Source organism: Candidatus Planktophila lacus (genome assembly GCF_002287925.1).
GTDB classification, from domain to species: domain Bacteria; phylum Actinomycetota; class Actinomycetes; order Nanopelagicales; family Nanopelagicaceae; genus Planktophila; species Planktophila lacus.
This window is the reverse complement of record NZ_CP016769.1, coordinates 867,543-888,799: the sequence shown is the minus strand read 5'-3', so window position 1 is coordinate 888,799 and position 21,257 is coordinate 867,543. Positions and strand designations below refer to the sequence as shown.

The window sequence follows — 21,257 nt, the reverse complement described above, 5'->3', positions numbered from 1 at the left end:
AACCACGCTGATCGTTGCTAGCGTTTACTCCATGAAGCGCGCAGTTTGCCCAGGATCATTTGATCCAATCACCTTTGGCCACCTCGATATTATCGAGCGCGCGAGCAGCCAGTTTGATGAAGTTATTGTTGCCGTATTGGAAAATCGCACTAAGGCATCGCTCTTTACAGTAGGAGAGCGTATGGAGATGGCTCGTAAAACTACTTCTAAATTTAAGAACGTCAAGGTTGATTCTTGGCATGGATTGCTAGTTGATTACTGCAAGGAAAATTCGATCCAAGCGATCGTTAAAGGTTTGCGCGCGGTTACCGACTTTGATTACGAACTTCAGATGGCGCAAGTAAATCTCCAAGGCTCTGGCGTCGAAACCATGTTTATGGCAACTGCTCCAACCCACTCATTTCTATCATCTTCAATCGTTAAAGAGCTCGCTCATTTCGGTGGAGATGTATCCTCTATGGTTCCAGGCGTCGTAAATGATGCACTTAAAGCACGAGTAGCAGGGAAGTAAAAATGGATTCGATTGAAAAACTCAGCACCGCAATTACTCTCATCGAAGAGGCTCGCGGAGTTCCACTTTCTGCTTCCTGCGTTGTACATCGCGGCGAGATTCTAGAAATTTTAGATGGCGCACGAATTGCACTTCCACAAGATTTATCTGCAGCTGAAGCGATTTTGGTGCAGCGCGATAATTTAATTGAGGAAGGTAGATCATCTGCCGAGCAGATGATCGCTACAGCACGCGAAGATGTTGCCCGCATGATCGAACAAACCGCGATCGTTCAGGCTGCTCGCGATGAAGCGCAACGTATCCTCGATGACGCTCGTGCACTTGCCGCCGATGAGCGCGCTGAAGTAGAAAGCTACATTGATGGTCGCCTTGCCACTCTAGAAGTGATCCTCAATAAGACTCTTGATGCAGTAGCCCGCGGTCGTGAGCGACTAGATGGCGCAAACGATAAAGATGTTTTATCTCAATTAGCTGACGACAAGTAATTAGCACTTAGTTATATAGCCAAGAAGATATCAAGAAGAGAAAATACCCATGTCGCAACCTTCATCTAAGGCCTCACAGGTCTTTGAATTCAATACTTTTGAACTTCCTCGCCGTGCGGGAGAGATGAAGGAATATCAGTTAGATCTAAAAATTTTGGAGCCAATTGGTGTTCCGCTGGTGAGCGTCCCAGCCGGTGATGTTATTGAAGTAGATCTGCGCCTGGAATCCGTTACTGAGGGAGTCTTATTAAGCGCTGATCTATATGCGATCGCAAAGGGCGAGTGCATTCGTTGCCTTGATCCAGTTGAAATTACCGTTGAACGAAAGATTCAAGAGCTCTATCGCTACGAGCCAAGTAAAGATTCTGGCAAAAAGGGTAAGAAGTCCAAGCGCGCAGCTGATGACGACGTAGATCTGGAAGAAGATGACGAACTTTGGATGGATGGCAATGTGATGGATCTTGAGCCACCAATTCGGGATGCCGTTGTCTTAGATCTACCGATCAACCCGCTCTGCTCAGAAGAGTGCCTCGGGCTCTGTCCAGATTGCGGTCAGAAGTGGGCAGATCTTCCGGAAGGCCACCAGCATGAGGCGATCGACGCTCGCTGGGCGGGCTTGGCTGGACTGGATTTTAAGAAATCGGATGAATAAGGGATACTTACCTCCTAACCGAGTTAAGCCAATTTTTACCAATAGGTTTAAAAGAGATTAAGGACGATTACCGTGCCAGTTCCAAAGCGAAAGATGTCTCGTTCGAAGACACGCTCACGCCGCTCAATGTGGAAGACAACTGCAGCATCACTTGCAGCATGCCCACAGTGCCAGCAGCCAAAGCTCACACATACAGCATGCCCAACCTGCGGAACATATAACCGCCGCCAGGTTCTCGAGGTCTGATCTGTTCTCTACTTTAACTGCGCAACTCGGAATCACATTAAAGCCCGAATTGCTCGAGTTAGCTTTTACCCATCGATCATTTGCATATGAGACCGGTGCTAAAGAAACAAATGAACGTTTAGAATTTTTAGGTGATTCAGTACTGGGCTTAATTGTTACTGAAGAGCTCTACCTTCGTTATCCAGATTTAGATGAATCACGTTTATCTCCACTGCGATCTGGAATCGTAAATATGCGTGCGCTCGCAGATATTGCGCGCACACTCGAACTCGGAAAATATATACGCCTTGGAAAAGGTGAAGAAGTCACCGGTGGGCGCGATAAAAACTCACTACTTGCCGATGCTCTAGAAGCCTTGATTGGCGCTATTTATCTGGAGTGCGGATTTGCAACAACTACTACCGTTGTTCGCACGTTAATTAATGAGACTCTCGAAAGCGCTATGGCAAAGGGCGCTGGGCTAGATGGCAAGACCGCGCTCCAAGAATTAGTTTCATCACTTGGAAAAGGCACCCTCGAATATTTAGTAACTGAAGAAGGCCCAGACCACGATAAGAGTTTCACCGCTGTAGCGATGGTCGCCGGTGAAGCAGTTGCGCAAGGTATCGGTAAGAGCAAACGCGAAGCAGAGCAATCAGCGGCTCGTTCTGCCTACGAAATTCTCGCAACCCTCAAGTAGTACTTCACTCGCGTCACGTACGTAAAGACGCCACCTAAACGGTAGGTTTACGCCGTGTATTTAAAGAGTATGACGCTTAAAGGATTTAAATCCTTCGCGTCGGCAACGACGCTTCGCCTGGAACCGGGCATCACCTGCGTCGTCGGTCCAAACGGCTCTGGAAAATCAAATGTTGTAGATGCCCTCACTTGGGTTATGGGCGAGCAAGGTGCGAAGTCACTTCGCGGCGGCAAGATGGAAGATGTCATCTTCGCTGGCACAAGCGGGCGTGCACCACTTGGTCGCGCAGAAGTTTCACTAACAATCGATAACACCGATGGCGCCCTGCCAATTGATTACACCGAAGTAACAATTTCCCGCATTCTCTTTCGTAATGGCCAGAGCGAGTACCAAATAAATGGTGAAGCATCACGCTTATTGGATATCCAAGAACTACTAAGCGACTCAGGTATCGGCCGCGAAATGCATGTCATCGTTGGCCAAGGCCAATTAGATGCAATTTTGATGGCTACCCCTGAAGAACGCCGTGGGTTTATCGAAGAAGCAGCTGGCGTACTTAAGCATCGCAAACGTAAAGAGAAAGCGCTACGCAAGTTAGATTCAATGCAGGCCAATTTGGCTCGCGTTCAGGATTTAACGGTTGAACTTCGTCGCCAACTCCGTCCACTCGGGAAGCAAGCAGAAGTTGCGAAAAAAGCGGCGACAATTCAGGCTGATCTTCGTGATGCCAAGTTACGTCTGCTCGCTGATGATTTCATCTCACTTTCCAAAACTCTCGATGCTGAAGTAGCGGATGAAACCGCACTTCGTGAGCGACGTTCACTTGTTGAAAATGAGTTAGATAAAGTCAGATCACGCGAAGAATCTCTTGATGCGCAAGCCGCTTTCGAGAGCCCACTTCTAATTGCAGCACAGGAAAATTTCTACGCACTGAGCGCGCTTCGCGAAAAATTCCGCGGAACGCAATCACTTGCACAAGAGCGCTCACGCTTCTTAGCCGAAGAAGCAGAAGAAGCGCGTAGCGCAGGCCGTGACCCAGAAGCGCTTGATCAAGAAGCGCTGGCGCTTCGCCAGCAGGAGGCGCAACTGCGCAGCGAAGTTCAGAGCGCACAAGCGCACTTACAAGCCACAACTTCAAAACTTGCAGGCGCTGAACAATCTTTAAAAGTTGAGGAAGATAAAATCGCCGCAGCGATGCGCGCTATCGCCGATCAACGTGAGGGTACTGCGCGTCAAGAAGGGCATATCAAATCACTGGCTGCGCGATTAGAAGCGATCGCAGAAGAAATTGCTCGCTTAGTAAAAGCGCGCGATGAAGCGCAATCTCGCGCCGAGAGCGCACAACGTCAATATTCAACTCTCGAGATGGATATTGCTGGTGCAGATGCCGGAGAACTTGGGCTCGACTCTGAATTTGAAGTCGCTAAGCGATCTCTGGATAGCGCGAAAGCGGAACTGAGTTCACTAGTTGATGCTGAGCGCGCCGCCGATCGTGAGCGAAATGCCGTTGAATCCAAGTTAGAAGCGATGTTGCTTACCTCGAAATCACGTGATGGTGGGGCAGCGTTAGTTCGTGATTCTCGCGGCTTAACAATTCTCGGAAGCATTGCCTCCCTCGTTCAAATTGATTCCGGATGGGAATCTGCAACTGCTGCAGCGCTTGGTACGCTCTCTGATGCGATTGTTGTACGTGACTTAAATTCTGCGATTAGTGCGCTAACAACATTGCGTTCTGAGAACTTGGGCCAAGCAGATGTACTTGTCTACCAACCAGGTTCACACAACGCTACATCTGTTCCTGCTGGACTTACAGCGCTCACTTCACATGTTCGCTCCTCCGAAATTTCCGAGCTTCTTGCCTCGCTTTTATCTAACACAGTCGTTGCAGATAACGCTCGTGAGGCCGAAGGCATTATTCGCTCCCACCCAAGCGTCACAGTTGTAACTCGCGACGGCGATGTAATCACCGCAAAACGTGCACGCGGCGGTTCAGCATCTTCAACTTCGCTAATTGAAATTAACGCTCTGGTTCAAGAGTTACAGGCCAAGCTTGAGACAATTACCCATAACTGCGATCGCATTAAATTTGAAATTTCAAAGGCGCAAGGCGATGTGGAAAGCAAACAGAGCACATTTGATATCGCGTTATCTAAGTTAAATGAATCTGATGCGCGGATTTCAGCGTTTACCGAGCAACTTGCAGTTGCCGGTCAGAATATGAAATCGGCATCGGCTGAAGTTGAGCGCTTAAATTCTGCGATCGCTGAAGCCAATGCTGCTAAAGGTCGCGATGAGAACGAACTTTCGATCGCATCTGCACAACTTCAACAGCGTGGCGAAATAGGCGAACCAGATCACAGCGCCGCCGAAAACTTACGAAATGAAGTCTCGCTTGCGCGAACTGCAGAAGTAGAAGCACGCCTTGCCGTTCGTACCAGCGAAGAGCGCGTTGATTCAATTGGTGCGCGCGCCAAGGCTCTAGAAGATTCCGCTAACGCCGAACGTGAAGCATCCGAGCGTGCAGTATCGCGTCGCGGTGCACGTGCACGCGGTGCGCTTATCTCTTCTGCAATTGCAGAGGCAGCGTATGAAGCGTTAATTCATATTGAACGATCTATCGCAAAGGCTGCAACAGAGCGCGCCCGACTAGAGGCATCACGCTCGGACCGCGAAGGCGAAACGCTTACCGTGCGATCACGTGGCCGTGAACTCGCCTCTGAACTCGAACAGCTTACTTCTTCGGTTCATAAAGATGAGATCGCTCGCGCCGAGCAACGTATGCGCATCGAACAACTTGAGTCCAAGGCAGTAGAAGAACTTGGAGTTGATACGACAACTCTTGTAAATGAGTACGGACCTCAGAACGATGTACCAACCTTTATCGAAACCGAGACCGGTGAGATCGTCGCTACTGAATTAATCCCGTATCGCCGCGATCAACAGGAGAAGCGCCTCGCTGCCACTGAACGTTCACTCACTCTTCTCGGCAAGATCAACCCATTAGCTTTGGAAGAGTACAACGCGCTTGAAGAGCGCCTTAAGTTCTTGGCCGAACAGTTAGAAGATCTAAAGCGCACCAAGAAAGATCTACTGGATATCATCAAGGAAGTCGATGATCGCGTGCAACAGATCTTCATGGAAGCTTACGAAGAAACCGCTAAACACTTTGAAGATATCTTCGCCCGCTTATTCCCAGGTGGCGATGGTCGTTTGATACTTACAAATCCTGATGATCTTCTCAACACTGGCGTTGATGTGGAAGCACGCCCACCAGGAAAGCGCATCAAGCGCCTCTCGCTACTTTCAGGCGGAGAAAAGTCTCTGACAGCGGTTGCTATGTTGGTAGCGATCTTTAAAGCACGACCAAGTCCTTTCTACGTGCTTGATGAAGTTGAGGCCGCCCTCGATGACGTTAACTTGGGCCGATTATTAGTTGTGCTCGAAGAACTTCGCGAAAGTTCACAGTTGATCATCATTACTCACCAGAAGCGCACGATGGAGATCGCTGATGCGCTCTATGGCGTAACCATGCGCGGCGATGGCGTAACTGAGGTTATTTCACAGCGCCTGCGCGAATCTGACACCGCTTAAGGTTCTTTAGGCAATGGTTCTTTAGACAATGGGTATTTTCAGTAAATTCATCTCAAAGATAAAAGGCGTTTCGACGGCTGATCCACTCGATTGGCAAGAACTTGAAGCAGAACTTCTTGCCGCAGATCTTGGCCCGTCACTTACATCCTCAATTATCAAAGATGCTAAATCAATCAAGGGCGATGATGCACTCGCTTCTCTGACTCAGATATTAAATTCGAAGCTCTCAAGTAAATCCCGAACCTTAAGTAAGGCAGTCTCCACCTCAGCGCTAATCGTTGTTGGAGTAAATGGCACCGGCAAAACAACTTCAGTTGCGAAGTTGGCCGCTTCGCTAAAAGGCTCTGGCTCTTCAGTAATTCTTGCTGCAGCCGACACCTTTCGCGCTGCTGCAGTAGAGCAGTTGCAGACATGGGGAGCGCGTATTGGCGTTGAAGTTATCGCTGGCAAAGAGGGAGCCGAGCCTGCATCGGTCGTTTTTGATGCCGCAGTTCGTGCAAACGAACAACAAGTTAGCTACTTGCTTATTGATACCGCTGGGCGACTTCACAATAAGAGCGATTTGATGGCAGAACTCGGCAAGGTAAAACGCGTAATCGAAAAATCCTTACCGGTTTCAGAAGTTCTATTGGTGATTGATGCAACGACAGGTCAAAATGGAATTACCCAAGCAAAGATTTTTACCGAAGCCGTTGATGTAACTGGCTTGATTGTCACAAAGTTAGATGGCAGCGCCCGAGGCGGAGTAGCCCTAGCCATTGAAAACGCTCTCGATATACCAATCAAGTTTGTCGGAACCGGTGAAGCCGAATCAGATTTCGCTGCCTTCGACTCGGAGCGCTACATCTCTGGCTTAATCGGCGAATAGCCTTCCTATCCCGCACTCGGCGTAACACAGATGTAACAAATTTCCCGATTTTGTGACCCCGTCTTAACCTAGAAAACGAGCCTACGTAACCCGCCGAGAGCATCTTTACCCCATCTCAACGGCGAGGGTTTGTTCATTTTTTTAAAACTCTAGGAATAGGAAACGAATAATGGAAGAGATTGTTCTTAATTCAGGCGATACCGCCTGGGTATTAGCAAGTACCGCTCTCGTTCTACTTATGACGCCAGGTTTAGCGTTCTTCTACGGTGGCATGGTTCGTACTAAGAGCGTTCTAAATATGATGATGATGTCGATGGTTACCATCGGAATTGTTAGCGTGCTGTGGGTTATCTACGGTTTTGAACTGGCATTTGGATACAAAGCTAATTCACCTTGGTACGGAAATATCTCATTTTCTGGCTTAGGCGGAGTTGTTAATGACTTCACAAATAACGGTGGAGTTTATCCAATTCCAGTTCTTGTCTTTGCAGCATTCCAATTGATGTTCGCAATCATTACCCCTGCGCTGATCTCCGGTGCAATTGCAGACCGCACAAAGTTCACCGCTTGGGCGATCTTTGTCGCTATCTGGTCGACTTTGGTTTACTTCCCAGTTGCGCACTGGGTATTCGCATTCGGAAATAAAGTCGGAGACACAATTACGGGCGCAGGTTATTTAGCTAGCAGAGGCGTTCAAGACTTTGCAGGTGGAACCGCAGTTCACATCAACGCCGGCGCTGCAGGCTTAGCGCTAGCGATCGTAATTGGAAAGAGAGTTGGATGGCGTAAAGAATCAATGCGTCCACACTCATTACCTTTGGTGATGCTTGGCGCAGGTCTTCTCTGGTTCGGCTGGTTTGGATTTAACGCCGGCTCATCACTAGCTGCAAATGGAACAGCAGCTCTAGCTCTAATCAATACTCAAGTTGCAGCAGCTGCTGCGGTTCTGGGTTGGTTACTTGTAGAGAAGGTTCGTAATGGACATGCAACTTCACTTGGTGCAGCATCAGGTGCGGTAGCAGGGTTAGTTGCAATCACTCCAGCATGTGCATTCGTGGCACCATGGGCCGCAGTAGTAATTGGCCTGCTTGCAGGAGCGATATGTGCGCTCTCTGTCGGAATCAAATACAAGCTTGGCTTCGATGATTCACTCGATGTAGTGGCAGTTCACTTAATCGGTGGAATCTGGGGATCACTTGCAATCGGTCTATTTGGCTCATCAGCGGTCAACAGCCTTAGCCTCGATGGAATCTTCTATGGTGGCGGAACAGCGCTACTTGGAAAGCAGGCGTTGGGCGTGGGACTTGTTTTCGCATACTCATTCATTGCCACACTGATCATCGGTTACGCAATTGAAAAGACAATTGGTTTCCGCGTAAAGAAAGATGCAGAAGTAGAAGGCATTGATCTAAATGAACACGCAGAAACTGCATATGAAATGACAAGTTCATCACGAGGAGGTTCACTGCTATGAAGTTAATTACAGCTATCTTGAAACCATTTAAGTTAGATGAAGTCAAAGATGCTCTGCAAGCAGCGGGCGTTACCGGAATGACGGTCTCTGAAGCCAGTGGTTTCGGTCGCCAACGTGGACACACTGAGGTTTATCGTGGCGCCGAATACACCGTTGACCTAGTACCCAAGGTTCGCCTTGAGGTACTAGTTGATGATGCAGATGCAGCGGCAATTGTCGATGTCATCGTGAAAGCAGCATCAACAGGATCAATCGGCGATGGAAAAGTTTGGACAACGCCAGTTGATTCAATCGTGCGCGTCAGAACCGGTGAACGCGGAACGGATGCGATCTAGGAGATAAAGCAGGTCAGTAAGATAGGTACATGGGTACACGTGAGCGAAGGGAGCGATCGAACGAGAGCGATCGCTTCCTGACCTCGCTATTTAGCCAAGTACCAGATGTAGTTAGTGGGGTAGCACTCGCCGCGGTCGGCGGTTACGGCCGCGGTGAGCTATCTCCAGGATCAGATCTAGATATTCTCTTTCTACATAACGGGAGAATTGAAGAGAAATCTCTCGCAGAGATAGTAAATAAAATTCTCTACCCGCTCTGGGATAAATCTTTTAAAGTCGATCATTCCGTTAGAACTAGATCCGAAACACGTGAGAGCGCTTCCAGTGATTTAAAGGTGGCGCTGGGACTACTTGATATTCGATTAATTTGCGGTGATCCAGATTTAGTGGCGGCGGTGCAACACGATGCAATCGATGACTGGCGCGGTAATTCGCGCGAAAGGCTGCCCGAACTACGCCGCTCACTCGCCGATCGCCATCTTCGCGCCGGTGATCTCGCTTACCTCCTTGAACCTGATTTAAAAGAGGCGCGTGGGGGCTTAAGAGATATCAACGCACTGCGAGCGATCGCTCGTTCAGGCGCGGTCTCTATCTCCCTGGAACACATCAGCACTGCAGAATCAGTCTTAAACAATGCGCGTGAAGCTTTGCATACCGTTACCAGCAGAGATAAGGATCGCTTACTTTTTCAAGAGCAAGATAAAGTTTCCGAACTTTTGAAATACGCCGATGCGGATGCGCTTATGAGCGATATCGCACAGGCCGCTAGATCGGTTGACTATCTTCTCGAATCAACTTGGCATCGCTTTGATCATCGCGGAAAAGATGGGATTGGACGCTTCTTAAAGAGATCACGCACAACACAGATTGCGCAAGGAATATCAATTGCGCATCAAGAAGTCTTCATTGACGAAGGATTTGATTTTGATAAAGATCCGGTAATTGGTTTACGTGCTGCTGCAATTGCGGCACAAGCAGGGCTTCCGGTTTCACCAACGTCTTTGCAAGCTCTGGCTCAGGCATCAAAATCGGGTATTTCTAAGTTACCGAACCCGTGGCCTAGATCTGCACGTGAGAATTTAATTACGCTAATTGGCGCAGGTGCGCCTATGGTGCGAATCTGGGAAGGGCTTGATCAAGAAGAGATTCTCTTCGATTGGTTGCCTGAATGGCGAGCGGTACGTTCCTTGCCGCAGCGCAACGCCCTGCATCGCCATACCGTTGATAGACACATGGTTGAGACCGCGGTATTTGCAGCTGCGCTTACTAGAAGTGTGCACCGCCCAGATTTACTTCTCTTTGCGGCGTTATTCCACGATATCGGAAAAGGTACGCAAGAAGATCACAGCGATCGCGGAGAGAAGTTAATCGAACCGCTTGCACGCCGTATTGGTTTTGATGAAAAAGATATTGCGACCTTGAAGCTATTGGTAAAACATCACCTGCTATTGAGCGCCACCGCTACGCGGAGAGATTTAGATGACCCCGCGACTATCGCGAGCGTGACTTCTGTGATTCCGGATTTACAGACCCTAGAACTCTTGCATGCGCTCAGCATCGCCGATGGACAGGCAACAGGGCGGGCGGCATGGAGTGATTGGAAAGAGAGTTTATTAAGCGAACTTGTTACTCGGGTTACTTCGGCGTTAACCGATAACACGATAGCGCGACAACCAGAATTCACAAGCGAGCAGAGAGTTTTAGCAGATAGTGGCGAACTTCAAGTTAAAATTGAAGCACGCGATCCTGATTTTGCAATCGAAATCATAGCTCCAGATAAAACGGGACTTCTCTCTATCGTTGCTGGTGTTTTAAACTTGGCCCGATTTGATGTGCGTTCAGCGCGTACGCAAACTATTGGCAAGAGCGCAATCATGAAGTGGATTGTTACGCCTAACCAATTCGCCCCATCGGTCGATGAGGGTGCGATAAAGGCGGCAATAGCCGAGGCTTTAGCGGATCCGTCTGATTTAACTGAGAGAATTAAACGCCGCGTTGCAGATTACGCAAATATTCCGTCTATTCCAGTTCCGCTTCCGATCGTTGAAACTTTTATGGATTCGGCAACTGATGCAACCATCATTGAAGTCCGTAGCCATGATCGTCCCGCACTTTTATTTGGAATCGGCGATGTAATCACGAAGTCACAAGTTGATATTCGCTCCGCAATCGTTACAACTTTGGGGGCGGAAGCGATAGATACCCTTTATGTAACTGAAATTGGTGGGGGAGCGCTCTCTCCTGAGCGCGCCCAAGAACTAGCCAATCGCCTATCTAGCGCTCTTGCTTAATTAACCTTTCAAGTACTATTGCCACCTTATGTTTGACAACCTTTCCTCCAAATTCTCGAACGCGTTCTCCTCGCTGCGTTCCCGAGGAAAAATTTCTCCTTCAGATATCGAAAACACTTGCGCCGAAGTTCGTACCGCGCTTCTCGAGTCAGATGTTGCACTACCTGTCGTAGATAGCTTTATCGAAAAAATTCGCAGCAAGTCGCTGGAAGCGCTCCCAAATCTGCAATCAGGAACAAATCAAGCACAAGCAATCTTTGAGATCGTTAACGCCGAACTAGTAGAGATCCTTGGCGGATCCGCGCGCCGAGTTCGCTTTGCAAAGACTGCTCCGACGGTAATCATGTTGGCTGGTTTGCAAGGAGCCGGTAAAACTACTTTGGCTGGAAAACTTGCCAAGTTCTATGCCGAACAAGGCAACACTCCTCTTCTTGTCGCATCAGATCTACAACGCCCTAATGCTGTTAACCAATTACAGGTTGTTGGAGAAAGCGTTGGCGTTCCAGTCTTTGCACCTGAACCTGGCAACGGTGTTGGAAATCCAGTAAAGGTTGCAGAGCAAGGAATCGCTTTCGCAAAATCTAAGTTGTACAACATGGTTATCGTCGATACCGCAGGTCGCCTAGGTGTAGATGAAGATTTAATGCGCGAGGCGATCGCTATCCGTGATGCAATTTCGCCAGATGAGATCCTCTTCGTTGTTGATGCGATGATCGGTCAAGATGCTGTCCGCACCGCGCAAGCGTTTCAGGATGGCGTTGGTTTTGATGGCGTGGTACTTACCAAGCTCGATGGTGATGCTCGAGGTGGCGCCGCGCTTTCGATCACACAATTAAGCGGTAAACCAATCATGTTTTCATCGAATGGTGAAAAGCTCATCGATTTCGATATCTTCTATCCCGATCGCATGGCTTCACGAATCTTGGGTCTTGGCGATGTCGCAACTTTGGCAGAACAGGCCAAGAAAGCCTTTGATGTTGAAAGTTCCGCACGTCTAGAAGAAAAATTTGCGCGTGGGGATGACTTCACACTTGAAGATTTTCTCGAGCAGTTAGAGGCGATGTCGAAGATGGGCTCGATGTCGAAATTACTCGGAATGTTGCCGGGCGCTGCTGGGATGAAGAAACAGATCGAGAATTTTGATGAATCTGAAATCGTCCGCACTAAATCAATTGTTCAATCAATGACGCCAATCGAGCGCCGTGATCCAAAAGTTCTAAATGGTTCACGGCGTGCACGAATTGCATTGGGCGCCGGTCGAAAAGTTCAAGATGTAAATTCTTTAGTTGATAAATTCGCAGCAGCACAGAAGATGATGAAACAGATGCGCAGCGGTAAAGGGTTGCCTGCCGGCATGGGTATGCCACCAGGGGCGCCCACACCTGTTCAGAAGGTCAGCCAGCAGCCAGCTAAGAAGAAGTCGAAATCTGGTAATCCCGCCAAACGCGCCTTGGAGGAGAAGGGCTAAAGCCCTGCTCTCACCACGCTTGGATTTCGCTTCTACACGCGTAGATGGCAAGATTAGTCTCCTGTTGAGGGGCCCTCTACCCCCACAACATCCATATCCACAGTTGTATCGAATACATGCGCACCCCGCTGCATAGTTCTAGATGCGACACACTTTTTAGGAGCACTACTTCTTTGTCTACAAAAATTCGCTTAATGCGCATGGGAAAGATCCGCACACCATTTTTCCGCATCGTCGTAACAGATTCACGTAAAGCACGTAACGGACTTTCAATTGAAGAAATTGGTCGTTACGTTCCAGGACAAGAGCCATCAATCATGGAAGTTAACTCAGAGCGCGCGCAGTACTGGCTCGGAGTCGGCGCACAACCAACTGCCGCTGTAGAGGCGATCTTTAAGGTCACCGGCGATTGGCAGAAGTTCAAGGGCCTACCTGGCACCGAAGGAACACTTAAGTTTGCAACACCAAAGCCAGCTAAGAGCATCGCTTACGAAGCAGCTGTTAAGCAAGCAATGGATGAGCCTAAAGAAGGCGCAACAACAATGAAGAAGAAGGCGCAAGAGAAGTTGGCTGCAAAGGCTAACCCTGCTCCTATTGTTGAAGAAGTTGTTGTGTCAGAGCCAGTTGCAGAAGAAGCAGTGGCAGAGGTTCCAGCTCAAGCTGCGACTACAGAAGATGTGGTTGAAGCGCCAGTTGCTGAAGCGACAACTGAAGAGGCCGCTGAATAACAATGATGGACGAAGCTCTCGAGCACCTCGTTAAAGGAATCGTTGATAATCCTGAAGATGTCATCGTGAAGGAAAAGACTCATCGTCGCGGCACGACTCTAGAAGTTCGTGTTAATCCTGAAGATATCGGCAAGGTAATTGGTCGTAATGGTCGCACTGCAAAAGCGCTTCGCACAGTTGTAAGCGCTATTGCTGGTCGCACTGTACGCGTTGACCTAATCGATACCGATGAGGCTCGTTAAAGCGAAAGCTTTTATCTGATGCGCCTGAATATAGGTCGCATCGGTCGCGCCCACGGAATCTTGGGCGAGGCCACAATTGAAGTACGTACCGATGATGCAGCAGAACGTTTTGCCATCGGGGCAATACTTGAGACAGAAAGCCACGGTAATTTAACCGTGGCTTCTGCACGTGTGCACAACGGAATCCTGTTGCTTAGCTTCGATGGAGTAGAAGATCGCAATGCCATCGAGAAATACCGGGATCAACTTCTCTATGCCGACGTTGATATCGATGCGCCAGGTCTTGATGAAGATGATTATCACGTGCTGCAGCTAATCGGCTGTCAGGCATACCTAGTTGATGGCGATTTATTTGGGGAAGTAACTGAAGTCTTAAACCTGCCTGGGCAAGATGTGCTGAGCATTAAGACCGAAGGTGGAGAAGTGTTAATTCCTTTCGTACATCAATTAGTTCCAGTAGTTGATGTGAAAGCAAAGCGAATGACCGTTATTCCTCCCGAGGATTACGAAGCAGGAGTCAGTAAATGAAGATCGATGCGGTAACAATCTTTCCTGAATACTTTGCGCCGGCTCAACTTTCGCTGCTTGGGAAAGCACAGAGCAAGGGCTTGGTAGATATACAAGTTCACGATCTTCGCGCGGCAACGCAAGATAACCACAACACAGTTGATGACACTCCATACGGTGGCGGCGCCGGAATGGTGATGCTTCCTGAAATTTGGGGGCGAGTATTAGATCCCTTGATAGTTGCTGATACAGATTTAATTATCTTGACCCCTGCAGGAAAGCGTTTCAACCAGGAAATGGCGCAGAGCCTCGCTAGCTCAAGCCATCTTATCTTCGCCTGTGGTCGCTACGAAGGAATCGATGATCGGGTACGTCAACATTACGAGTCATCTGAATATGCAGCCAAAAATGTTCGAGTTCATGAAGTTTCAATTGGCGACTATGTTCTTGGCGGGGGAGAAGTTGCTTCCCTTGTAATGATTGAAGCGATTACCCGCTTGATTCCAGGAGTACTTGGAAACCCTGAATCGCTTACTGAAGAGTCACATAACTCTGAAGGTTATTTGGAGTATCCGAATTTCACGAAACCACAAGAATGGCGTGGCATCTCGGTGCCTGAGATCTTATTGAGTGGCAATCACGCTGAAATCGCTAAGTGGCGCGAATTACAGGCCATTGAGCGCGCGAAAAAGAATTTATAACTCGTCAGTAACCGCTTTATTGCTTTAGCGTTCACCTATGAGCGATGAGTCAGCACAGATCCAATCTCGACTTATTCGCGATCTTGAGCCAGTTGTCGCAGTTGAACTCGAGCGCCATCTATCTGTTCAAAAAAATTGGTATCCACATGAGTATGTCCCATGGTCTGAAGGCCGCGATTACGCAGGTCCGCTAAATGGTGATGCTTGGGAAGCAAAAGATTCACGCCTTTCACCGGTCGCGCAAGATTCACTAGTCCTCAATCTCTTAACTGAAGATAATTTGCCTAGCTATCACACCGAAATTGCGCTTTCGATGGGACGTGATGGTGCTTGGGGAAATTGGATTGAACGTTGGACCGCTGAAGAAGCGCGCCATGCGATCGTAATTCGCGACTACCTAATGGCTACTCGTGGCGTCGATCCATATGAACTTGAAGATCTGCGCATGGCTCACATGTCACTTGGTTATCAAACTCCGTATGAAAACGATATGTTGCACACGATTGCCTACGTTTCATTCCAAGAATTAGCAACGCGTATTTCGCACCGTAATACCGGAAAAATTTCCGATGATCCAATCGCTGAGGGAATGATGCAGCGCGTTGCTCTAGATGAGAATCTGCATATGTTGTTCTACCGCAACACTCTTTCTGCAGCACTGGATATGGAACCAAACGCTTCGATGCGCGCCATCGCAGATGTTGTAACCAACTTTGATATGCCCGGTGCAAACATGCCAGGATTTGGACGCAAGGCGGTACAGATCGCTCTTGCTGGAATTTATGATCTACAACAGCACCTAGACGATGTTGTATCTCCAGTGCTTCGCGCCTGGAACGTCTTTGAACGAAATGATCTCTCCGGAGATGGCCTAGTTGCGCGCGATGAATTAGTTGCCTTCATGGAGAAATCTGGAAAAGAAGCTGCCACCTTCAACGATAAGCGCGAAGTCCATTTTGAGCGCTTGATCGCACGCGGCCAAAACCCAATCCGTATCCAAAAGTAAACTTTAACTTTTAATTCAAGGTAGATTTGCCCCATGTGTAGATTACTTGGATATGTAGCGACCGAAGAACGTACCTTTGCAGATGTTGTTGGCGAAGGATTTGAAAACTTTGTAGAACTATCCAAAGAGCATAAACACGGTTGGGGAATTTCGGCTTGCTCAACAGATACACGCAAGACCGAACTTGTTCGCGACTTAACTCTCGCCGCAGAAAGTAAAAAGTTCGCCGAATCTTCTACGAATTTGAAGTCAGATGGCGCGCTATTGCACCTTCGCCTAGCTTCTAAAGGTTTGACGGTAGATCTCTCCAACAACCACCCATTTATCTACGGTGATTATTCCTTTATGCATAATGGCACCATCAAATCGATCGATTCAGTCCAGAAATTTGTTGATCCACGCTACCTAGGTAAGTTCACTTCAACTACTGATAGTGAGCGTTATTTCTTTACTATCTTGAGCTGTATTGATGAACTTGGTTTGATCGAAGGTGTTCGCAAAGCGGTAAAGACCATTTCTGCTAATTGCGACTTCACGAGTATCAACTCAATGCTCATGACCCCCGACACCTTTATTGCGGTCTGTGAATTCAATGAGGCTGATTCGACTGAATGGACTGTAGAGAGCCATTATGAACTTCGCTATAGCGTTGAAGATGGCGTCATCAAGGTGGCATCGACCGGTTGGGGTAAAGATCACTGGACTCGTCTAACCAACCATTCAATCTTGGTCGTTAATCGCAAGGATCTGAGCTTTGAGGTATTACCTCTCTAACTCACAGCGATACCCTTCTCCTCATGGCCCGCACCTACGCAGTCGAAACTTATGGCTGCCAGATGAACGTTCACGATTCTGAACGCATCGCCGGCCTTTTAGATGAAGCAGGTTATCTTCCGGTTATTCAGGGCGAACAAGCTGACATCGTTGTATTTAACACATGTGCCGTGCGCGAAAATGCTGATAACAAACTCTATGGAAATCTAAGTTTCCTTGCGCCGATTAAGAAGGCTAATCCCAATATGCAGATCGCAGTTGGCGGCTGCTTGGCTCAGAAAGATCAATCGATAATCCTTAAGAAGGCTCCTTATGTGGATGTCGTCTTCGGTACTCATAACGTTGGGTCGCTTCCGGTACTTCTCGAGCGTGCTCGTATTGAAGAAGAATCACAGATCGAGATTAAGGAAGCGCTGGAGCATTTCCCATCAACCTTGCCGGCGCGTAGATTCTCTGCCTTTACCTCGTGGGTTTCAGTTTCGGTTGGCTGCAACAACACTTGTACCTTCTGCATCGTCCCGACGTTACGTGGCATTGAAAAAGATCGCCCCGAAGCAGATATCTTGAAAGAAGTTCGAGCACTGGTCGATCAAGGCGTAATTGAGATCACCTTGCTCGGCCAGAATGTAAATGCCTACGGTGTGGAGTTCGGTGATCGCGGTGCCTTTGCCGCGTTACTTCGCAAATGTGGCGAAATAGAAGGCCTAGAGCGGGTGCGCTTTATGTCCCCGCACCCACGTGACTTCACCGATGATGTCATTGAGGTAATGGCAACAACCCCAAATGTGATGCCGCATCTTCATATGCCGTTGCAATCAGGTTCGGACCGTATCTTGCAAGAGATGCGCCGGTCTTATCGTTCAAGTCGCTACCTTGGCATCTTGGAACGTGTACGAACCGCGATGCCACACGCCATGATTACAACCGACATCATCGTTGGTTTTCCAGGTGAAACCGAAGATGATTTCCAAGCCACTCTTGATCTAACAACGCAAGCACAATTTTCGGCGGCTTACACGTACAAGTATTCAATCCGTCCCGGAACCCCAGCTGGTGTAATGCCAAATCAAGTACCGGAAGCGGTTGTTGGTGAGCGCTATACGCGTTTACATGAACATCAACAGAAGATTTCACTAGGGGTAAATCAAAGATCTATCGGCCAAACCCATCGCGCGCTGGTTTCAGAAGTTGAAGGTCGTCGTGATCAAGCACAGGCTCGGTTAACTGGAAAGACCGAAGATTTCCGCTTGGTGCACTTTGATGCGACTAGCCAAGCGCGCCCCGGAGATTTTGTGGACCTAGAAATAATAGATGCTTCAGCACATTACTTAATCGCTAAAGAGTTGGCACATATCAAAACTCGTGGGGGAGATGTCCACGAAGCGCGCACAAAGCAAGGACCAACTGCAACTTCGCTAGGCATTCCGACTCTTCGCAAGCCAAGTGCCGCTGAATAACTCAACTATGAAGACGATAGTGATTTGTGGGGCTACCGCGACCGGTAAGAGCGATCTTGCGGTTGCTCTTGCTAAAGAGATTGGTGCAGAGATCATCAATGCCGATTCGATGCAACTCTATCGGGGCATGGATATAGGAACCGCGAAGTTAACTCTGGAAGAACGAGGCGGCATCGAGCATCATCTACTAGATGTCTTGGACGTTACCGAAGATGCAACGGTTGCCTGGTATCAAGAACAAGCGCGAGCCAAGATTACCGAGATTCACGCGCGCAATAACCATGCTGTAATCGTTGGCGGAACGGGCCTCTACATAAAGGCGATTCTGGATGAGTTGAATTTCCCAGATACCAATCCAGAAGTTCGAGAGCGTTTAAATCAAGAGGCCGAAGAATTTGGAGTAGCCCGACTTTTTGAACGACTACAACTTCTGGATCCCGCAGCAGCTGCGGCGATCGATATCCAAAATGTGCGCCGCGTAATTCGAGCTCTGGAAGTAATTGAGATAACTGGTCATCCATTTACCGCAAATCTTCCTCGCGAAGGCTCAACTAAGTATCCAGATGCTCTGCAATTTGGCTTGGTTATGGATCGCGAGAAGCTAACCGAACGCATCGATGCGCGCGTTGATTTAATGTGGCGCAGAGGCTTGGTAGCCGAAGTTGATTCGCTAATCACCGAAGGAATCACCAAAGCAACCACCGCAAGGCGCGCACTGGGTTATGCGCAAGTAATCTCCATGCGCGCAGGTGAGATTAGTGAGGAGCAGGCGATGGAAGAGACCAAACGCGCCACAAGGCAGTATGCCCGCCGCCAAGAGACTTGGTTCTCCCGCGATGCGCGAATTAAATGGATTTCACCGATCCAACCGCGTTTGGAAACGGTTCTGCAGAAGATAAACTCAACAACGTAATGAATACTCCAATTATCGCCACCTATGGCCATGGCACCGAGAATGATTTTCTTGTGGTCTTTGATCCTGAAGAAGAGATATCAATAACTACTTCACAGACGGCTGCGATGTGTAACCGTGAAACTGGAATCGGCGCAGATGGCCTGATAAAAATTGGTAAGCGCGACGGTAAATGGTTTATGGATTACCGAAATGCCGACGGATCACTCGCTGAAATGTGTGGCAACGGCATCCGCGTAATGGCGAGATATTTAGTTGAACGCGGCCACCAGCCTGAAGGAATTTTTGCGATCAATACCCGAGATGGCGTAAAACATCTACGTGTTCCGACTAAAGATGATATTTCAGTAAACATGGGCAAGGTTATCGATGAGGGCGAAGCGGTTACCGCCTCCGTTGAGGGAAAGATCTGGAACGGGTATCACATCAGCGTCGGCAATCCGCATGCTGTGGTTTTTGTCGAGAAGATTGAAGATGTGGGATCGCTCAAAGATGCGCCAGTAGTGCGCCCACGAGACATCTACCCAGAAGGCGTTAACGTTGAATTCGTTGAAGTAACTGCAAATAAAGAGATCAAGATGCGCGTGCACGAACGTGGTAGCGGTGAAACACGTTCATGCGGAACCGGAACTTGTGCGGTCGCACTTGCTGCAACGCTTCACACAAATACTTCTCTGCCCGCACGCTGGGTTATTCACCCTCCAGGAGGCAGATTGGTAGTAGATATCGATCCACACGCCAATGCCACTCTTATTGGTCCAGCAGTTTTGATAAAAGATATTGATATTACAAATTACTTGCAGGATGCATGAGTAACGACCAACCTCGTAATAACGATTTATTTGAAGAGCTACTTCGCGAAAGTGCGCGCGTAGCGGCAGATTTTGATGCCGATGAAAGCGAATACGATCCTGATCCACAACAAGAGCTAAGTGATCGTCACGCACTCCGCCGCGTAAAGGGATTTTCTACTGAACTACAAGATATTTCTGATGCCGAGTATCGCCAGTTACAACTAGAACGCGTTGTTCTTGTCGGCGTATGGACTGAGGGCAGTGCCGAGATGGCCGAGAATTCACTCGCCGAGTTGAAAGCACTCGCCGAAACTGCGGGTTCGGAAGTTCTAGATGGTTTGATCCAGAGAAGAGATAAGCCAGATCCTGCAACGTATATCGGCTCTGGAAAGGTAATTGAACTTCGCCAGATAGTTGCATCAAGTGGTGCGGACACAGTTATTTGCGACGGTGAACTATCTCCATCACAACTGCGACAACTTGAAGATAAGTTAAAGGTGAAAGTTGTAGATCGCACCGCACTTATTCTCGATATCTTCGCCCAGCACGCTAAGAGTAAGGAAGGTAAGGCGCAGGTAGAACTTGCGCAGATCGCGTACTTACTTCCTCGTCTACGTGGTTGGGGTGATTCACTTTCCCGCCAAGTTGGTGGCCGCGCCGCAGGTGGTGCAGGTATTGGTGGCCGCGGTCCAGGTGAAACCAAGATCGAAACAGATCGTCGTCGTATCCGCGACAAGATGGCCAAGTTGCGCCGCGAGATTGCGGAGATGAAGGTATCCCGTGACACCAAACGCCAAGAACGTAAACGCTTCAACATTCCATCTGTAGCTATCGCAGGTTATACCAACGCAGGAAAATCATCTCTTCTTAACCGGCTAACCAATGCAGGTGTGCTTGTCGAAAATGCTTTATTTGCAACCCTTGATCCAACGGTGCGTAAGTCACATACCGCAGATGGTCGCACCTATACGCTCTCAGATACTGTGGGTTTTGTTCGCCATCTACCTCACCAATTAGTTGATGCCTTTAAATCAACACTGGAGGAAGTATCTGGAGCAGATTTAATTGTTCACGTTGTCGATGGTTCGCATCCAGATCCTTTTGAACAGATCCGCGCCGTCCGCGAAGTTATAACCGATATTGGCGGGGGAGATATCCCAGAAATTATCGCCATCAACAAGGTTGATTCGGCTAACCCTGAAGTGGTTATGGAGATATTGCGTAAAGAGAAGAACAGTTATGCATTCTCTGCGCGAACTGGATTTGGAATTGAAGGTTTAGTACATGCAATTGAGAAATCACTTCCACAGCCGAATATCGAGATAAATTCGATAATTCCTTACAACCGCGGTGATTTGGTAAACGCTATTCATGAGACTGGTGAAATTCTCTCTGAGGAATATGTGGAAAGTGGCACCGTTATTCACGCTCGGGTCGGAGCATCTCTGGCAAAAGCGATTGAGGCTGTCGAAAAGCCCCATTAATGTCTGGTCATTACTTACTTATACGGGGAATATCTGCGACACGCCGATGGT

Annotated in this window: 21 protein-coding genes; all 21 read left to right on the top strand. The window is 48.5% G+C overall.

Going from position 1 to position 21,257, the window contains the following annotated elements:
• The first annotated feature begins 31 nt into the window (after positions 1-31).
• The 21 genes from coaD to hflX all read left to right on the top strand — a co-directional run bounded on the left by coaD (position 32) and on the right by hflX (position 21,206).
• Positions 32-511, top strand: a complete 480-nt coding sequence (coaD, locus tag A1s21148_RS04450) for a pantetheine-phosphate adenylyltransferase (protein WP_095671251.1) — start codon at positions 32-34, stop codon at positions 509-511.
• Between the two features lie 2 nt (positions 512-513).
• Positions 514-996: an ATP synthase subunit B family protein gene (locus tag A1s21148_RS04445; protein ID WP_095671250.1), complete on the top strand. Its 483-nt coding sequence runs from the start codon at positions 514-516 to the stop codon at positions 994-996.
• A 49-nt stretch (positions 997-1,045) separates the two neighbouring features.
• Positions 1,046-1,648 carry a YceD family protein gene (locus tag A1s21148_RS04440; protein ID WP_095671249.1) on the top strand — a complete coding sequence of 201 codons (603 nt, stop codon included), beginning with the start codon at positions 1,046-1,048 and terminating at the stop codon, positions 1,646-1,648.
• Positions 1,649-1,720: 72 nt separating this feature from the next.
• On the top strand, positions 1,721-1,894 hold the full coding sequence (rpmF, locus tag A1s21148_RS04435; protein ID WP_095671248.1) for a 50S ribosomal protein L32: 174 nt from the start codon (positions 1,721-1,723) through the stop codon (positions 1,892-1,894).
• Positions 1,895-1,943: 49 nt separating this feature from the next.
• On the top strand, positions 1,944-2,573 hold the full coding sequence (gene rnc / locus A1s21148_RS04430; protein ID WP_236857233.1) for a ribonuclease III: 630 nt from the start codon (positions 1,944-1,946) through the stop codon (positions 2,571-2,573).
• Between the two features lie 69 nt (positions 2,574-2,642).
• On the top strand, positions 2,643-6,164 hold the full coding sequence (gene smc / locus A1s21148_RS04425) for a chromosome segregation protein SMC (protein WP_095671247.1): 3,522 nt from the start codon (positions 2,643-2,645) through the stop codon (positions 6,162-6,164).
• A gap of 28 nt (positions 6,165-6,192) precedes the next feature.
• Entirely contained in the window at positions 6,193-7,032 is an 840-nt protein-coding gene (gene ftsY / locus A1s21148_RS04420) for a signal recognition particle-docking protein FtsY (protein WP_095671246.1), read from the top strand.
• Positions 7,033-7,201: 169 nt separating this feature from the next.
• Positions 7,202-8,506, top strand: coding sequence for an ammonium transporter (locus A1s21148_RS04415; protein WP_095671245.1), 1,305 nt, complete (start codon positions 7,202-7,204; stop codon positions 8,504-8,506).
• Positions 8,503-8,841: a P-II family nitrogen regulator gene (locus A1s21148_RS04410; RefSeq protein ID WP_095671244.1), complete on the top strand. Its 339-nt coding sequence runs from the start codon at positions 8,503-8,505 to the stop codon at positions 8,839-8,841. The genes A1s21148_RS04415 and A1s21148_RS04410 overlap by 4 nt, the downstream gene beginning before the upstream one ends.
• A gap of 29 nt (positions 8,842-8,870) precedes the next feature.
• The gene (locus A1s21148_RS04405) at positions 8,871-11,132 is read left to right on the top strand and encodes a [protein-PII] uridylyltransferase (protein ID WP_095671243.1); all 2,262 of its coding nucleotides are present in this window, start codon (positions 8,871-8,873) and stop codon (positions 11,130-11,132) included.
• 28 nt (positions 11,133-11,160) lie between these two features.
• A complete protein-coding gene (ffh, locus tag A1s21148_RS04400) occupies positions 11,161-12,600 on the top strand; it encodes a signal recognition particle protein (RefSeq protein ID WP_095671242.1) in 1,440 nt (479 codons plus the stop codon).
• Between the two features lie 173 nt (positions 12,601-12,773).
• Complete coding sequence (gene rpsP, locus A1s21148_RS04395; RefSeq protein ID WP_190276864.1) at positions 12,774-13,328, top strand: 30S ribosomal protein S16; 555 nt, start codon at positions 12,774-12,776, stop codon at positions 13,326-13,328.
• A 2-nt stretch (positions 13,329-13,330) separates the two neighbouring features.
• Positions 13,331-13,570, top strand: coding sequence for an RNA-binding protein (locus A1s21148_RS04390; RefSeq protein WP_095527184.1), 240 nt, complete (start codon positions 13,331-13,333; stop codon positions 13,568-13,570).
• A gap of 18 nt (positions 13,571-13,588) precedes the next feature.
• A complete protein-coding gene (gene rimM / locus A1s21148_RS04385; RefSeq protein ID WP_095671240.1) occupies positions 13,589-14,098 on the top strand; it encodes a ribosome maturation factor RimM in 510 nt (169 codons plus the stop codon).
• Positions 14,095-14,778, top strand: coding sequence for a tRNA (guanosine(37)-N1)-methyltransferase TrmD (gene trmD, locus A1s21148_RS04380; protein WP_095671239.1), 684 nt, complete (start codon positions 14,095-14,097; stop codon positions 14,776-14,778). Before rimM ends, trmD begins: the two co-directional genes overlap by 4 nt.
• A 37-nt stretch (positions 14,779-14,815) precedes the next feature.
• Entirely contained in the window at positions 14,816-15,784 is a 969-nt protein-coding gene (locus A1s21148_RS04375; protein WP_095671238.1) for an acyl-ACP desaturase, read from the top strand.
• Positions 15,785-15,817: 33 nt separating this feature from the next.
• Positions 15,818-16,558, top strand: coding sequence for a class II glutamine amidotransferase (locus A1s21148_RS04370; RefSeq protein WP_095671237.1), 741 nt, complete (start codon positions 15,818-15,820; stop codon positions 16,556-16,558).
• A 23-nt stretch (positions 16,559-16,581) separates the two neighbouring features.
• Entirely contained in the window at positions 16,582-18,015 is a 1,434-nt protein-coding gene (gene miaB, locus A1s21148_RS04365) for a tRNA (N6-isopentenyl adenosine(37)-C2)-methylthiotransferase MiaB (RefSeq protein WP_095671236.1), read from the top strand.
• 7 nt (positions 18,016-18,022) lie between these two features.
• A complete protein-coding gene (gene miaA / locus A1s21148_RS04360; RefSeq protein WP_095671829.1) occupies positions 18,023-18,928 on the top strand; it encodes a tRNA (adenosine(37)-N6)-dimethylallyltransferase MiaA in 906 nt (301 codons plus the stop codon).
• Positions 18,928-19,740 (top strand): diaminopimelate epimerase, encoded by an 813-nt coding sequence (dapF, locus tag A1s21148_RS04355; RefSeq protein ID WP_095671828.1) that lies wholly within the window; start codon positions 18,928-18,930, stop codon positions 19,738-19,740. Before miaA ends, dapF begins: the two co-directional genes overlap by 1 nt.
• Positions 19,737-21,206 (top strand): GTPase HflX, encoded by a 1,470-nt coding sequence (hflX, locus tag A1s21148_RS04350; protein ID WP_095671235.1) that lies wholly within the window; start codon positions 19,737-19,739, stop codon positions 21,204-21,206. The genes dapF and hflX overlap by 4 nt, the downstream gene beginning before the upstream one ends.
• Positions 21,207-21,257 lie beyond the last annotated feature (51 nt).

Bases quoted from the DNA above. Each gene is read 5' to 3' on its own strand.
- coaD (WP_095671251.1), top strand. From the start codon at position 32: ATGAAGCGCGCAGTTTGCCCAGGATCATTTGATCCAATCACCTTTGGC.
- A1s21148_RS04445 (WP_095671250.1), top strand. From the start codon at position 514: ATGGATTCGATTGAAAAACTCAGCACCGCAATTACTCTCATCGAAGAG.
- A1s21148_RS04440 (WP_095671249.1), top strand. From the start codon at position 1,046: ATGTCGCAACCTTCATCTAAGGCCTCACAGGTCTTTGAATTCAATACT.
- smc (WP_095671247.1), top strand. From the start codon at position 2,643: ATGACGCTTAAAGGATTTAAATCCTTCGCGTCGGCAACGACGCTTCGC.
- ftsY (WP_095671246.1), top strand. From the start codon at position 6,193: ATGGGTATTTTCAGTAAATTCATCTCAAAGATAAAAGGCGTTTCGACG.
- A1s21148_RS04415 (WP_095671245.1), top strand. From the start codon at position 7,202: ATGGAAGAGATTGTTCTTAATTCAGGCGATACCGCCTGGGTATTAGCA.
- A1s21148_RS04410 (WP_095671244.1), top strand. From the start codon at position 8,503: ATGAAGTTAATTACAGCTATCTTGAAACCATTTAAGTTAGATGAAGTC.
- A1s21148_RS04405 (WP_095671243.1), top strand. From the start codon at position 8,871: ATGGGTACACGTGAGCGAAGGGAGCGATCGAACGAGAGCGATCGCTTC.
- ffh (WP_095671242.1), top strand. From the start codon at position 11,161: ATGTTTGACAACCTTTCCTCCAAATTCTCGAACGCGTTCTCCTCGCTG.
- A1s21148_RS04390 (WP_095527184.1), top strand. From the start codon at position 13,331: ATGATGGACGAAGCTCTCGAGCACCTCGTTAAAGGAATCGTTGATAAT.
- rimM (WP_095671240.1), top strand. From the start codon at position 13,589: ATGCGCCTGAATATAGGTCGCATCGGTCGCGCCCACGGAATCTTGGGC.
- trmD (WP_095671239.1), top strand. From the start codon at position 14,095: ATGAAGATCGATGCGGTAACAATCTTTCCTGAATACTTTGCGCCGGCT.
- A1s21148_RS04375 (WP_095671238.1), top strand. From the start codon at position 14,816: ATGAGCGATGAGTCAGCACAGATCCAATCTCGACTTATTCGCGATCTT.
- A1s21148_RS04370 (WP_095671237.1), top strand. From the start codon at position 15,818: ATGTGTAGATTACTTGGATATGTAGCGACCGAAGAACGTACCTTTGCA.
- miaB (WP_095671236.1), top strand. From the start codon at position 16,582: ATGGCCCGCACCTACGCAGTCGAAACTTATGGCTGCCAGATGAACGTT.
- miaA (WP_095671829.1), top strand. From the start codon at position 18,023: ATGAAGACGATAGTGATTTGTGGGGCTACCGCGACCGGTAAGAGCGAT.
- dapF (WP_095671828.1), top strand. From the start codon at position 18,928: ATGAATACTCCAATTATCGCCACCTATGGCCATGGCACCGAGAATGAT.
- hflX (WP_095671235.1), top strand. From the start codon at position 19,737: ATGAGTAACGACCAACCTCGTAATAACGATTTATTTGAAGAGCTACTT.